General features: G+C 47.6%; 15 protein-coding genes. 7 read left to right on the top strand and 8 right to left on the bottom strand.

What is annotated here, in order from left to right:
• The first annotated feature begins 195 nt into the window (after positions 1-195).
• The 5 genes from PHG53_00720 to PHG53_00700 all read left to right on the top strand — a co-directional run bounded on the left by PHG53_00720 (position 196) and on the right by PHG53_00700 (position 5,857).
• The gene (locus PHG53_00720) at positions 196-657 is read left to right on the top strand and encodes a thioesterase family protein (GenBank protein ID MDD5380150.1); all 462 of its coding nucleotides are present in this window, start codon (positions 196-198) and stop codon (positions 655-657) included.
• A gap of 68 nt (positions 658-725) precedes the next feature.
• Positions 726-2,171, top strand: coding sequence for an amidophosphoribosyltransferase (gene purF, locus PHG53_00715; GenBank protein MDD5380149.1), 1,446 nt, complete (start codon positions 726-728; stop codon positions 2,169-2,171).
• The gene (gene purM, locus PHG53_00710; GenBank protein MDD5380148.1) at positions 2,164-3,231 is read left to right on the top strand and encodes a phosphoribosylformylglycinamidine cyclo-ligase; all 1,068 of its coding nucleotides are present in this window, start codon (positions 2,164-2,166) and stop codon (positions 3,229-3,231) included. Before purF ends, purM begins: the two co-directional genes overlap by 8 nt.
• A gap of 62 nt (positions 3,232-3,293) precedes the next feature.
• Positions 3,294-4,781, top strand: coding sequence for an amidophosphoribosyltransferase (locus PHG53_00705; protein ID MDD5380147.1), 1,488 nt, complete (start codon positions 3,294-3,296; stop codon positions 4,779-4,781).
• A gap of 68 nt (positions 4,782-4,849) precedes the next feature.
• Complete coding sequence (locus PHG53_00700) at positions 4,850-5,857, top strand: hypothetical protein (GenBank protein ID MDD5380146.1); 1,008 nt, start codon at positions 4,850-4,852, stop codon at positions 5,855-5,857.
• 6 nt (positions 5,858-5,863) lie between these two features.
• Here the strand turns inward: PHG53_00700 and PHG53_00695 are convergent, their stop codons facing one another.
• Positions 5,864-6,151 (bottom strand): DUF503 domain-containing protein, encoded by a 288-nt coding sequence (locus tag PHG53_00695; protein ID MDD5380145.1) that lies wholly within the window; start codon positions 6,149-6,151, stop codon positions 5,864-5,866.
• Positions 6,152-6,280: 129 nt separating this feature from the next.
• Here PHG53_00695 and PHG53_00690 point away from each other — a divergent pair, with 129 nt between their 5' ends.
• Complete coding sequence (locus PHG53_00690; GenBank protein ID MDD5380144.1) at positions 6,281-6,655, top strand: STAS/SEC14 domain-containing protein; 375 nt, start codon at positions 6,281-6,283, stop codon at positions 6,653-6,655.
• A 298-nt stretch (positions 6,656-6,953) separates the two neighbouring features.
• Here the strand turns inward: PHG53_00690 and PHG53_00685 are convergent, their stop codons facing one another.
• From PHG53_00685 to PHG53_00655, 7 genes are all read right to left on the bottom strand, one after another.
• A complete protein-coding gene (locus PHG53_00685; protein MDD5380143.1) occupies positions 6,954-7,763 on the bottom strand; it encodes a DUF4190 domain-containing protein in 810 nt (269 codons plus the stop codon).
• A gap of 179 nt (positions 7,764-7,942) precedes the next feature.
• Positions 7,943-8,524, bottom strand: a complete 582-nt coding sequence (locus PHG53_00680; protein MDD5380142.1) for a hypothetical protein — start codon at positions 8,522-8,524, stop codon at positions 7,943-7,945.
• A gap of 102 nt (positions 8,525-8,626) precedes the next feature.
• Positions 8,627-8,833, bottom strand: a complete 207-nt coding sequence (locus PHG53_00675) for a hypothetical protein (GenBank protein MDD5380141.1) — start codon at positions 8,831-8,833, stop codon at positions 8,627-8,629.
• 19 nt (positions 8,834-8,852) lie between these two features.
• Positions 8,853-9,509, bottom strand: a complete 657-nt coding sequence (locus PHG53_00670; GenBank protein ID MDD5380140.1) for a hypothetical protein — start codon at positions 9,507-9,509, stop codon at positions 8,853-8,855.
• Between the two features lie 108 nt (positions 9,510-9,617).
• On the bottom strand, positions 9,618-10,772 hold the full coding sequence (locus PHG53_00665) for a DUF5309 family protein (protein MDD5380139.1): 1,155 nt from the start codon (positions 10,770-10,772) through the stop codon (positions 9,618-9,620).
• Between the two features lie 55 nt (positions 10,773-10,827).
• Entirely contained in the window at positions 10,828-11,358 is a 531-nt protein-coding gene (locus PHG53_00660) for a hypothetical protein (GenBank protein MDD5380138.1), read from the bottom strand.
• A 26-nt stretch (positions 11,359-11,384) separates the two neighbouring features.
• Entirely contained in the window at positions 11,385-12,902 is a 1,518-nt protein-coding gene (locus PHG53_00655; GenBank protein MDD5380137.1) for a phage portal protein, read from the bottom strand.
• A gap of 530 nt (positions 12,903-13,432) precedes the next feature.
• On the opposite strand from PHG53_00655, the gene PHG53_00650 reads away from it, so the two are divergent.
• Positions 13,433-14,104: a hypothetical protein gene (locus tag PHG53_00650; protein MDD5380136.1), complete on the top strand. Its 672-nt coding sequence runs from the start codon at positions 13,433-13,435 to the stop codon at positions 14,102-14,104.
• Positions 14,105-14,270: the final 166 nt, after the last annotated feature.

The raw sequence follows: 14,270 nt of genomic DNA, 5'->3' as shown, positions 1-14,270 counted from the left end.
ACTTTATCCTTTCCTGAGTTCTAAATATTAAGAGTTTTTTGCGAACGGGTAATTATCCAATCCGCGAGTGAATAAGTCAATACTTTTATCCTTCAGGGGCGTGATTTTTACAAGACGGAAGCTGTAAATTTACTGCTTGCAAATGCCGGTTTTTGTGCTATTTTGGGTTGTTGGTTTTTAACCTGAGATTGAGATATGGGTTTTCCCAATCGCACAACTATTCAAAAACATACGATAACTATTGTGCCCCGGTATAATGAGACTGACCAGGGCGGGGTGGTTCACCACAGCGTCTATCCGGTGTGGTTTGAGATGGGGCGAACAGAGCTTTTACGGGTTAACAACGTAGCTTATAAGGATTTAGAAAAAGCAGGGGTGTTTTTTGTTGTTGCGGAGCTGCGGGTGAAATATCGCCGGCCTGCCATGTACGACGAGAAACTACAGATGGAAACAAGCTGCTCAAAAGTCAGTGCAAGCAGGGTTGAGCACGTTTACAAGCTGACCCGCAGCAGCGAGATTCTGGCGGAGGGTTCGAGCGTGCTTGCCTGTGTCGATGCCAAGGGCAAAATTTGCCGAGTGCCTGAATTTATGTATCCCGAGTCCGCTTTTGGGCGAGACTTTGCTGAAGGTAAGCCGGAAGAAACAACAATTATTTGACTTAGTAGGGCGGATTGGCTAAACTACATTTTCCGCTTACGGCGGATAATTTTTCGAGGTTGCTGTTCGTGTTTGAAAAAAAAGAAAGTTGCGGTCTTTTCGGTGTTTTCGGGGACCCTGATGCGGTTCAAAAAACCTATCTGGGTTTATACGGCCTTCAACATCGCGGTCAGGAGTCAGCGGGGATTGCCTCAAGTAACGGTGAATCTATCCAATGCTACAAGGGGATGGGGACTGTCGGCAGGGTTTTCCGCAGCGGTACTGGTGTTTTAAAAGACATTGCTAATCCTATAGCTATCGGTCATGTGCGATATTCGACTACCGGCTCCAGTAAGGAGATAAATAGCCAGCCGCTTTTGAGTGAGTACTCGCGCGGGCAAGTGGCGGTGGCGCATAACGGCAATCTCATAAATGCCGCACTATTGCGGGACGAATACGAAGCATACGGCAGTATCTTCAAGTCAACTTCCGATACTGAAGTAATTATTCATCTGCTTGCCAAGCCGACGCACGTCGGCAAACCTGACCCTCTGGCCCATGTGTTAAATCATCTGCAGGGTGCATACTGTCTGCTGTTTTTGTATGCCGACCGGATTGAGGCAGCGAGAGACCCTTACGGCGTAAGGCCTTTGTGTCTGGGTCAAACGGAAAAGGGCGCATACGTCGTCGCCAGCGAGAGCTGCGCTTTTGATGCGGCCGGGGTGAAGTTTCTTCGCGAGATTATGCCGGGCGAGATTATCCGGCTGGACAAGAAAGGTCTCTCGAGCAGATTTTTCGTTAAGCCGGGTACTGTCAGGCCTGCCCACTGCATCTTCGAGCATATTTATTTTGCCAAACAAAACAGCACTATTTTCGGCGAAAATGTGCATGAGTTTAGAAAAAAGCTCGGAAGACGACTGGCAATAGAACAGCCTGCCGAGGCTGATGTTGTAATACCCGTGCCGGACTCAGGGACATCATCTGCAATCGGCTACGCGGAGCAAAGCAAAATACCCTTCGATATGGGAATGGTCAGGAGCCACTATATAGGCAGGACATTTATCTCGCCGGACCAGAAGATGCGGGAGGCGGAGGTCAAACTTAAGCTTGCAGTGGTAAAAGAGGTCGTGGAAGGCAAAAGCGTCGTAGTGGTGGACGATTCGATAGTCCGCGGCACGACCACAAGAGGAAAGATTAGAACACTGCGCCAGGCAGGCGCAAAGCAAATCCATATGCGGGTGAGCTGTCCGCCAATCAGGCATCCCTGTTTTTACGGCGTGGATTTTCCGACAAAAGAGGAGCTGCTGGCGAACAACCGCGACCTGAAACAGATTAAAGATTTTCTCGAAGTGGACAGTGTCGGTTATATTTCTCTGGAAGGGCTGCTGGCCTGTGCGGCTTCGCCGGCAGAGAATTACTGCACCGCCTGCTGGAGCGGCAAATATCCGATACCGGTCGATACCGCGGTGAACAAGTTCTCTTTGGAACATTATCAAATGCATATGTTTGATGATCGGTCCCAGACAAATGAGTAAATACATCAGCTATGAACAGTCCGGCGTAGACATCGATGCCAACGACGAGATGGTCGATAAAATCTATGGGCACGTATCGAGCACTTTCGGGCCGAGGGTAATGGGCGAAAAATGGGCGTTTGCGGGGATGTTCCGGCTCGACTACGACGAAAAGCTTTTCAAAAAAAATTATAAAAGTCCTGTTTTGGTCGCCTGCACTGATGGGGTTGGCAGCAAGATCCAGTTAGCAAGCAAAATAAAAAAGTTCGATACGGTGGGGATAGATTTAGTGGCGATGAGCGTCAATGATATGCTGGTGCACGGCGCCGAGCCTTTGTTTTTTCTGGATTATATTGCCGTTCATAAGCTGGAGCCGGCGCTGATAGCCGAAATGGTGAAAGGTGTCACGGCCGGCTGCCGGCAGGCCGATTGCGCATTATTAGGAGGGGAAACCGCTGAAATGCCCGATACATACCGTGAAAATGATTTTGATATGGCAGGGTTTGCTGTCGGAGTGGTTGAGCGAAAAAAAATCATCAGCGGCAGGGGTGTGAGGAAGGGCGACTGCATTCTCGGCCTGGCGTCGAGCGGGCTGCACAGTAACGGCTACGCCCTTGCCCGTAATATATGCTTTAAAAAAGGCGGCTTTAAAATGACCGACACGCCTGATGAACTCGGCGGCGCCGTGCTTGGCGATTGCTTACTGGAGCCGACGCGGATTTATGTTCGGCCGATAGTTAAGCTGCTGTCCAATTACAAAGTCAAAAAAGTTGTTCACGCAATGGCCCATATCACCGGCGGCGGGCTGCCGGGAAATGTTTCGCGAGTGCTGCCGAAATCCTGTGACGCGGTCCTTAAAAAAGAAAGCTGGCCCAGGCAGAAGATATTCACCTTTCTGCAGGAAAAAGGCCCGGTCGAAGAAGCCGAGATGTATAACGTCTTCAATATGGGAATCGGGTTTGTTCTGGTGGTCGCTGAGGAATTCGCGGATTCGATAGCTAAAAAGCTCTTGCACTATGGAGAGAAAGTTTACAAGATAGGCAGGATAACAAGCGGCACAGGTAATGTGCTTCTCAAATGAGAATTGGGAACCGCTTTTTGTAATAAGGATATTATCATTAAGTTACACAATGGAGGTGGAATATGAGCGGCATTTTCGGGGTCGCCCTGAAGGGCAATTGTTCGGAAACACTTTTCTACGGGACGGATTATCATTCACATCTTGGGACCGAATACGGCGGGATGGCGGTGCTTGGAGAAGGTTTCACCAGGCAAATACATAATCTTGAGCACAGCCAGTTCAAGGCGAAATTCTGTGATGATGCCAAGTCTATGGCCGGCAGCAAAGGCATCGGCGTTATCAGCGACGCTGATGAGCAGCCGATTTATCTGAATTCCCGATTTGGGCCGTTCTGCATTGTTACCAGCGGCTTTATAGAAAACGCCGAACAGTTAGCCGAGAAGCTGCTGAGTGAAGGCGTTTCATTCAGCGAGATGAGCAGCAAAAAAGCCGTCAATACGCCTGAACTGATAGCGAAGCTGATCAATCAGGGGAGAAGTCTGACAAACGGCATAGAGAAAATGTTCGATGTTATAGAAGGTTCCTGCTCATTGTTATTACTGCATAAGGATGGGATATACGCGGCAAGGGACAGGTTTGGATATACGCCTCTTGTTATCGGCAAACGGGAAGACGGCTGGGCAGTAACCGCCGAGACAACCGCTTTTCCGAATACAGATTTCAAAGCCGTAAAAAGCGTTGAGCCGGGGGAGATTGTCCTGATAAATGAGTTCGGCATAGTTCAGAAAAGACCCGGCAGGTGCACTAATCAGATATGCGCGTTTCTCTGGATATATACCGGCTTTCCCGCGTCGAGCTACGAGGGGATAAATGTGGAAGCCGTAAGAGAAAGGTGCGGCCGCTGCCTTGCGAAACACGATAAAGATATCGAGGTTGATGTGGTTTCGGGGGTCCCTGATTCAGGATTGGCTCACGGATTGGGATACGCAATGGAGTCGGGCAAACCGTTCAGGCGACCTCTTGTCAAATATACATCCGGTTACGGAAGAAGCTATACGCCGCCCTCCCAGCAGAAACGCGATCTCATCGCGAAGATGAAACTTGTCCCTATTAAAGAGATAATCGACGGCAACAGCGTTGTTGTGTGTGAGGATTCTATCGTCAGGGGGACACAGCTTAAGAACTTTGCCATAAAGAAGCTCTGGGATTGCGGCGCAAAGCAGGTGCATATAAGACCTGCATGTCCCCCGCTGATGTTTCCCTGCAGATTCAATCTTTCCACCCGCTCGATTCACGAACTTGCCGCCCGCAGAGCCATTCGCAGCTTAGAAGGTCATGACGTAAAGGATGTCTCGGAATATATAGACTGCAATGGCGAAAAATACAAAAAGATGGTGCAATGGATTGCTGAGGATTTAAGAGTAACGACGCTTAAATATCAGACTGTGGATGATATGGTTGGGGCCATCGGTCTGCCGAAAGAGCAGCTTTGCCTATACTGCTGGACAGGCGAATGCCCAGGGTCGGCGTCTCCGAAAACAACAATAGACATAATCGAAACGAAAAAACCATCATCGAGGAAGATGGCGGAAACAAAGGCCGCACTCTAACCAGACAAAGCACGGCCTGCGCCTTAGAATTATTTCTAAAATCGTCACCACTTTCGCGGGAGTAGCGGATGAGTAAAACCTTCGGCAGGTTTACCGCAGCGGCGGTTGTTTACCTCAGCTTTGCAATCTATTTGTATTGGCCGCATTTTAACACCTTCACAAAACTGCAATTTCTCATCCTTGTAAATGTTTGTCTGGCCTCTTTGGGATGTTTCTCGCTAAGTCGGCGGTGGGTGCCGGGTTTTCTCGGTTCGTTTTTTGCGGGAGCCATTTACGGCTTCGGGCCTTTTGCGCTCGGACTGGCTGGTTACCACCCGACGGCGGGCTTCTTGGCGGCGATGATGCCATGGCTGTTTTTGCCGGCTGCGTTCGGACCTAAAGGCAAATGGCAGTGGCTGAGAGTGCCGTTAGCAATCCTGCCGTTTCTGGCAATACTGCTGTTTTTTGGCGCATCTTCTCACTATCGGTTGTTTGCTGTCCCGATGCAGACCAGCCTGCGTTTCGCCGACCTTATGGGATTGGCGGCTCCGCTTGTTACAGCTAAGCATGGGTTGACTTCGGTTGGGTTCTATCATGTCCCCGTAGCTGCGCTTGTGATGGGGTTCGCAATGCTCTTTGCCGCCCGGCGGTGGAGCGTGCTTATAATTTTCTGTCTCGGAGTGATTCTGGCGTCCTGCCAGCCGCTGTTTGGAGTAAGCCCGATTATCTGGCTGAGCTTTTCCGTGTTATGCTGCTCGATTCTTATCGGCGCAGGCCTGCAGGGGCTTTGCTCGGCTGGTCTGTCCGACAGAAGATGGATATTGCTTAGCATGGCATTTATGGCCGGCCTTGCCATCGTGACACTCCTGCAGGCGACAAAATACTTTCAGGTCTTCGCCGGTTTAGGCGATGAATACGCAAATCTCTTCCTGATGGATGCGAAACTATACATAGCCGGCACAGTTGCGCTTTTAGCCGTTTTTTTTATAGCACGCGCAAAGCTGCGGCTGGCCTGGCTGCGATGGGCGCTTCTCGGCTCGGCGATGGCGGTTGACATATTCTTCGGCGCAAGGTTTGCGGTCGATATGATGTTTTAGGAGCGGTTACGAACCGAATGTTTCGCGATCAACTGTCCCCAGATAGAACCTGCCGTCACCTCGCATAAAGTCGATGATGCTGTCGAACTGCTGATTTATAAAACGTGTGTCATTCGAAATCAGCGCAATTCCTACAATTGCGGATGTCTTTTCATCCTGATGGTCGACTTCGGAAATGGAGATATTAAATCTGCTTTTGAGCCTGCCGATGAGACTCTTGACGATGCTTCGCTTTTCTTTCAGCGAATTTATTCCGTGCAAATGCAGTTGAGCTGTCAATACGCCGACTATCATAACCCCACATTGTAGGCTTTGTGGTAAGTCTTTCAACAGTTTGAATTTTTTTAAATTTATGTTGAAAACTACAAAAACGGTTGATTTACTGAATGTGTAAGCCCATAACACTTTACCGAGGGATAGGCAATGGACTGGACGATTGATTATCTGGAAAAAGACCGGATTGTGAGCGTGAAGGCGTCCGGCGTTATGGACTGGGATGAGCACAAAAGGTTTGCCGAGGAACTGTATCCTTTTGCAAAAGAGCACGGCTCGCACAAGATTCTTATCGATTTTCGGCAGATGCAGCCCAAGTTTACCATATCGCAAATAGATGACCTGCCCGATATGCTTATGAAAATCGGCGTAGGACCGGAATTCAAAATAGCTGCTGTTTCTGACCCGGCATCACCCCACGGTCACGAGTTTAAGTTCTTTAATAATGTGGCAACCATTCTGGGCATAAGAGTCAAGCAGTTCGCTGACCCCGACGAGGCGCTCACCTGGCTGAAATCGGGTTAGCGGGTCCGAGGTTTGTCGGGCGGCTATGCTTTAGATGTCGAGCAGATTTCTTGAACCTTCCGGTTTGAATCGACCCAATTTTTAATTTTCGATTTATTAATTATGATTTATGATTTGTTGTTCTTGCCAATCGGCGACGAAATGTAAATAGAAAGTAATAAATAGAAAATAATAAATCTATCAACGCGCCCTGCCGTCCATACAATTCATAGCCATATAGAAAGTTTCTTTCATCATCTATACTACAACCCAAGTTTTTATACGCAGCTTTATAAACTCTCATAATTCCCCTTGTTTTTCACTTTAATTTCAAATCATTCTTTTTCTCTTTTTGTCGGCTATCTCCCCAGCCGTACATATATACAACAACCTCTCCGGAGTTTGCTACTTCAACAAAAATGGTATCAAGTAGGCCTATATCATTCTTGCATAACAAAAAGCTTTCATAAGTCTTGCCTCTAGGAATTTTTTCACTACACCATTGCGGAGCGTTTCTGGACCAGGAGCCACTCTTATCACGTATGTTATCGCCTTCTTTTAAGGTTATTTCTTCCGACCAACCACCTATTTGAGAAAAAGAATCTCTTAATTCAACAAAACCGGTTTTATCAGTGGTAAAATTAATTACAAAAACATAGGGCCGGTCTATTCCGCCAGCGAATTTGTCTGCAGCTTTTAAAGACTCTATTTTTGCAGGAAATTTAAAACCGCAGTTGTTTTCGATTTTAGCTACAATAGCTTTCGGATTAGAATCATCGTATGGCGTTTCATAACAAAGCACATAACAAGAAATACAGACTACAGAGGCTAATAAAAGGAGAAGAATCACAGAGATAATTATCCCGCCTATTGCAAATCCTTTTCCACTTAACGCCCCTTTACTCCTTCTAATTAACACCAATGCTATAACACTCAAAATAAGACCTGCAGGTGCGGCAATTATTATTAGAGTAATCCCAACCAATTCTAATTCTAACTTTAAACGAGCAATGAATATCTCGCTTAATATCCCGCCCATGAAAAGTACAACGGGCAGTATTAGGGAAGCAATAGCCAGTTTTGATATTTTCCGCTTCTGATATTGAGTGTTAATTTCTATTTCGCTCATTTATTCCCTTAATCCTTACATTGATTCTACCAAAGCTGATACCGGTTTGCACTCGTTTATTTTTTCACCACTGTAGGGCCGCAAGTTGTGACGGCGGTTTTGTAAAAATGAAATAATAAAAAAAGGACTGTGTTTTTTCACAGCCCTTTGTTTTACGAAACAGACTTTGACGCATCATTTTATGATTTCATTTCAGCGACGATTTGGCGGGTCTCGGGCGACTGGTTCTGCTGGGCCTGCTTGAAAGCTTCCACAGAAGACTGGTTCTGCTTTTTAAATAGCTCATTGCCTTCGACAATTTCCTTCAAGGCCTTCGATTTAATTTGAGCATCCCTTAAGAATCTCACCGCCCTTGTCCCAAACACGCCGCCGAATAATGCGCATACGCCGATAGCCAATTCGAGCACCGAATCAGCCGCCTGCCACGTATCAGGCCTTTCGGCTGATTGAGCCAAAGCCGTTTGTGTGAGTTGCCGGTTCGACTGAGCGAGACAATCTTCCGCCGTTTCCGCCTGTGGAAACTCCTTTGGCAGGCCATTGTAAGATACAAACGCCCTGCTTTGCAGTTCAGCCAGTTTCGTTAAGGCCTGAAGCTGCTCCGAGGTATTTTCACTCTTTGCTGTTTCCGTGGTTATCGCCGCCGTCCGATTATGCAGCCATGCGTTTTGTTTCTGCGTCTCTGATGGCGCAAAACGCAGACTCTCACAGCCGGCCGACAAAAAGCAAAATCCTAACAACATACTTGCTAAAATTTTTCTCATAATATTTCTCCTTTACATTTAATAAGACTTGTCCTCTGCGGTTGCTTCCGGAAATTGTTTCTCTAACATTCGCAGGCGATACTCATACGAAATGTTTTTTGCCTAAAGTGATTCGAGCTTCTGCTCAAAGCTCTTTTGGCTGGCGAGCAGTGCTGTTACATCGTGCTGCAGCAAATTAAGCTGGTTTTGCAGATTGACCCAGCTTCCCATAATCAGCGAGGCCAAAAACGCCAGTTGAATCAGCACAGAAAGGTTTACCCTGCGGTCAAACCGCCAGGTGCGCTGATTTTGGTTTTTCGCGTCGCTCATTTTGCCTGCCCCCTGTGGATTAATCACGTACCAGTTTTCTGGATGCTCCCGATTTAGTGGTATCGGCTGTGCCATCACCATCAGTATCTATGCTTAGCCGGCACCGTTCCCTCACCTTCTCAAAAAGCTTTTGGTAATGCAGGCTTTTCTTCCAGAAATTCTCATCCTCAGCATTATTGGCTAACATCGTATAGATGCTTGATATGACCGCAAAGACTGATGCTGTTCTTAGCACATCGGCATCTAAAATATCCTCCGCGTCTATATCGCTTGCAGGATTACCCGGCCGGATGCCGAAGTATTCCGTCAACTGAAAACCGGCTTCACCGGCCTGCGGCCCGAACGTGCTGATGCGGTAGGTTATATCAGTGGCCGCTGGCGGAGCTATTGGTTCATCGCCCGAATCTGTTCTGACTACCGAGACTGTAAGCTCTGTCGCCGAGTTGACCGAAACTATCTCATACGCACCATCTAGGGAATCATCTGCGGAATGCAGATGTATAACCTGGCCTGCTGTTATCTGAGCGTTTACGAAATCTGCACCGCTTGCTGTAAATGTCGTCCCGCTGAGCACCCCGCCGCTCCCTGCCGCCAATACCTGCCATGGCAGATGCAATTCTCCAAACAGTGCCGGTTCGTACTTCAAAATGTCCACATCGTTTGCAAATTTAACCATTGTTTATAGCTCCAATTTCATCTGACCGGCAGGATTGAGTGCCCAAAGACCATATGAAGTCTCTGGGCACCCCCTTGCCAATACGTGTGATGGGTAGCCCCCCAGTTGTTAGTCGGTGCTCAAATCACGAATAAGGCCGTGTGCCGCCTCATTCTTTAGTTCCAGCGTGTATTCGCCGATCACCTCTCCGCACTCATAGTCACCGCTGCTTGCCAATGGCTTGAAGTAAAAGCTCCGCCCCGCTAGTGGCAGCACGCTGATGCGCGAAGAATCCAGCAGCAGCGCCGCATCCTGCGGCATCCACCGCGTTGTAACAATCCTGCAAACACCGAAATCGCTTTCATAAATACTAACCATATCGGTGAATGTGGTATCGTTTGCTGCGTAGCTACGGCTGTCGGCACAGAAAGCGTTTATCTTCCGCTTCTGGAAACCGCCGACGACAATCAGGTCCACGTTGCCGCTGCTGCTTTCCCAAATCTTGCGCAGCACATAGTTAATCTTTGCTTCGTCAAGGTCGCTGCCGATTGGGAAATCGCTGTCGCCGGTATGGAAAACATTTGTCGCCAGGTGCTTAATAATGCCTTTCATCGACCTCCGCGCCGAGTCGCTGCCCTCTGGGTTGCTCGCCGGCTGACCGCCGTTGATGACCGTGTTCTCTAGGTCCCGAATCAGTTCGCGCAGCCGTTCCTGCTTTTGATAATCCATCTCGTCTGATAGGCCCAGATGGCTGGCAGCTATGTCCGTTCCGCTTACTTCCACCGCGGCAGTGAATATCTGTGTATAGTTGCCGCACCTGGTGCGTGTGGTAAATCTGTTGCCGGGTTTGTCCCCGCCTTCTAGAGCCGCATTGCCGAGGATGTTAATTATCTTATTGTCGGCGAGCGCCTCTGCAGCGGTGCCGGCGTAGCCGCGAATCACCGTCAGCGTGTCGCTGTTGACGGCTGTCACCAGCATCAATTCCTCTGACCCTTCAACCTGAATTTGGTCGCCCGCCCGGAATCTGCTGCCGTGGTCAACCACAAAGTCGGTATCGGAAGTCGGGTTGGTGTAGGTGCTGTCGTTGATTGCGTCTTTGTTTGGTAAAAGTTCGTCTTCGAGCCATTCGTGGTGCGTACTGCTTGCCTCTTTCATTGGGTCACCTAAGGCGTTCAGCAAAGGTGTTTCATAAGGCGAAATTATTCCAATCAAATCCGACACATCTTCCGCCAGTTCCGGCAGAGTCGTGCCCGCTGAATATGTTGCTTTTCCTGTAAAAGCCATCTGTTTTTCTCCTTTTATTTATGCCCGCTTGTGATGGGCTGGTTTTTCATTACAATCAAACAAAATTTCTTCGCAGTTTCAGATACTCCTGCAAATCTGTTCTATTACCGGTTGTTGCCGCTTTTTTAGCTGCTCTTTCGAGTATTGTCTGGCTGTTTTGCGTCCGGTCCTTGGCTCCTGCGGTCTTTTTCGCTGTCACAGCAGATCCGGTGCCGGAGAACAAATATTGCTTTTCTTTTTTTAACTGCCCAATTACGCCGTCCAAATCCGCTTCTGTATCTTCTCCTATTTTGGCTTTGGCAATTAATGCCGCTGCTTCCACATCAATAGCCCCCGCAGCGGCCAGTTTGTGTATCAGCTTTTGTTCCAGCTTGACACTGCTCAATTCCTTGGTCATTTCGGAGGTTTGCGACTTTGCCTCGGCTAATTCCTCAGTCAGAGTTTCGATTTTCTTCTCGGCACTCTGTGCTCTCTTGCGATAGCGAATCGACTCTGCTACCGGAACAAGTTTCAGACTGTTTCCGGCCTCTTCCTGTCCCGCTTCTGTCTCTGACAAAATATTTTCATCTGTGTCGATCTGACTCATTTGGATTTTGACTCCTGCATTATGATTTAATAACCTAACTCTTTGAGCACCTGCTCAGTTGGTACGCCCAACTCTTTTTTAATCTCTGCTTCCTTTAGCTTTTCCATCGTATCTTCGGGTAGAGGGTTGGAGAAAATAATATCTATCTCTCTATCAGCAGCATCGGTCCTGTAAATATTAGCCCCGTCGAGTATATCCAGAACCATCTTGCAGATTCTTTTGAGGCCGTCGCTGTAACTGAATCTCTTTCGTTCGTTCTTTGAGAGCATCCCCATAAGCGTAAGTTTAAGGGCCACTGCACTTGTAAGGTTGCCGAGCTTATTCTTCAAAACCCCGGCTACCACTGGCGTCACCCCGCTGGCTTTGTCCATCGCTTCTCTAATTTCCGCAATGTGCAGGTCTTCACTCGGTGTTGTTGCGTCTCCGCCGAACTCTTCGATAGTTGCCTCCGGATTATCGGTGTACCACATCATGCCCGGCGAGACGGGTCTGTCCTCGAAGCCTTCTATCCCTTTGCCTAAATACATCTTAAACGACTGGAACGTAATCCTGCTTGCCCTGTCACTCAATCTTGTATTAAGCTCATCCTGCAGCGGTATTAACGGCTCAACATCGCTTAGGCCTTCGTAGTAATATGGCTGAGCGATATTTTGGATATGCACCACCGGCAAAAATCCCCAGGGCAATTCGCCTTCTCCCGCAAGTTGTTTGTTCTCATACCTCTGCCACCCTGTTGCCGAAATAATTTCCGTCACTGCAATCGTCTCCCGGCTGTCACCGCTCCGTTTGCCTTGCAGCAATAGCCTTGCCAGAAAAGAGCTTTTCTTGTTGATCGCGTTTCTCTTCTGGTAGAAATGCTGAACGTAATATCTGATTTTTTTATAGTCGTTTTCTTCCAGAACAGGCAGTGCTCTTGGCGCCTCGATAAGTTCTAAGCCGATTGTTTGTGCTAATTGCAGCACATTGTTGAACGGGAGAGTTTGGGAGGAAGAAGAAGTGAATTGCTCTAAAATCTCACTGCCAGGCCTGACAATACAATCGACAAAACCATAGACGCTTCCAAGCACCGCCATATCCTGAAAAAAGCCGATAGCGCCATTGGCCTCAAACACAGCCTTCAATATAGATTCAATTTCTGCTCGTTTAAGGCCGTCCGGCGCCCGGCTTATAAAACTTATTGGTTTGCCGAACAAAAAATCCACCGCCGCATTTATTCGCCACGCGATATCGTTTTCTATCACCACTTCTTTCCGCTGCACGTCTTTGATTGACCGTGCGCCGAAAATTCCTGCATTTACTGAGTGTACAACCCCTGTTATCCTCGGAGGCAGCCCGTGTTCTTGTGCCTGAACGTAGCACCGTCCCGATTCGCTTGCTCGTTTGTCAGAAATCCCCGAGCTATCGCTCTCTATCATCCGGTTTGCATAGTATTCCCACAGTTTTGAAAAGTGCGTCTGAATATCTGCCGATTGCTCATCAACGAGCCACTCGACATAATCGCTCTCAAATTGTGGGTCTTTGAAAATGCTGAGGTCGAATCCCATATTAAGCTCCAATTTTCCGAGATATCGCTTTTTTTGCTGTCTCTGCAATTGGAGGGACTTGCGCGTTTGATGCGAAAAAAATGCTTGTCTGATTTGTGCTTTTTGAGCTAACTTATTACGACAAAAGCAGTAAAAATCTTTTCGAAATTTCCGGTTTTGCTGTCTGCCTACCCTCGCTTTTGATTGAAATTTACTCTCAATTTTCCCCCGCACCTCCTTGTACGATTTCGCTCCGCTTACGAATGAGTGTCTTCGTAATACGTATACGTAATAATATTACATTAATTCGTATACGAATACGTAATAGCAAATACCATACCAGCTTAAAAAGCGATTTTTAAGTCTGTGAGCACCATAGTTTTTTTATTCCATTGATTTATGTGAAAGAGTTGTGCAGAATGTTGTCACATTTGCATGAGGGGCTGATGATGGATGACAATTAGGCGTTTTGTACTTTTCTCGGCAGTAGCATTTTAGTTTTATACTGTGTTCGCTTTGACAAGAACAACTTTTTTGTGGGAGAATAAATTATGAAAAAGATAATAGCCTTTATGTTATTTTTTGGCATTACCTCAATGGCGGCAGGAGAGGTTTCGACAAGAGTATGCCTTTCTGATGGCAGCACACCCCTTGAATTAGCCGATCCCTGTATCCCCTTCGTATACCGGGATGTTATGGTTGAGACCAAACTGACGATTATTGTCAGTTCGGATGTTGCTGAGGAGTGGTATGGCGGCGCTCTGGTCACGGAAGATACAAATATTTTATACGGAAGAGATTGTAATGGATATGAGTGTCCCGGCTCTTGTTTGCCTGCTGCCGGTGACTTTGCTTATGTGGTGAAAATCGAATATCCCGGTTTCGGGTTTGATTTCTATGGAGGTGAAGACCCGGATGCGGGTGACTGGTTCATTATTGATTATAATGCTGTAGATACAGGTTACTGCAACGTTGAATTCTATAATTACGACGTGAGTACAACCGAGCCGCTTTATACTCTTATCTTTAACCATGTCCGACCAGACTTAGATCAAGACACCAAAGTTGATTTTAATGATTATGCAATACTCGCCTCCCACTGGCTGCAAACAGGCTGTAACGAGCCCGGCTGGTGTCAGGGAGCAGACCTTGATATTGACGGGAACGTCGACTTCAATGACTTAAGACTATTTTGCGAATTCTGGCTTGAAAAGGCCGAATAACAGGACTCGTCTGTAATACTTTTGTTGCAGGTGCCCTCCAAATCGCATGGCAACGGTGCTGCATTCCACCTGAATGTTTGTTTTTTTGCAGGTTAATTTCGATAAACTTGGCGGAAAGCAATCCACATCTCCTGTTTCACAATCGCCTTCTCTACAGAAAGACTTT

The organism is Phycisphaerae bacterium, assembly GCA_028714855.1.
GTDB lineage: Bacteria > Planctomycetota > Phycisphaerae > Sedimentisphaerales > Anaerobacaceae > CAIYOL01.
This window is presented reverse-complemented; position numbering and strand designations above follow the sequence as displayed.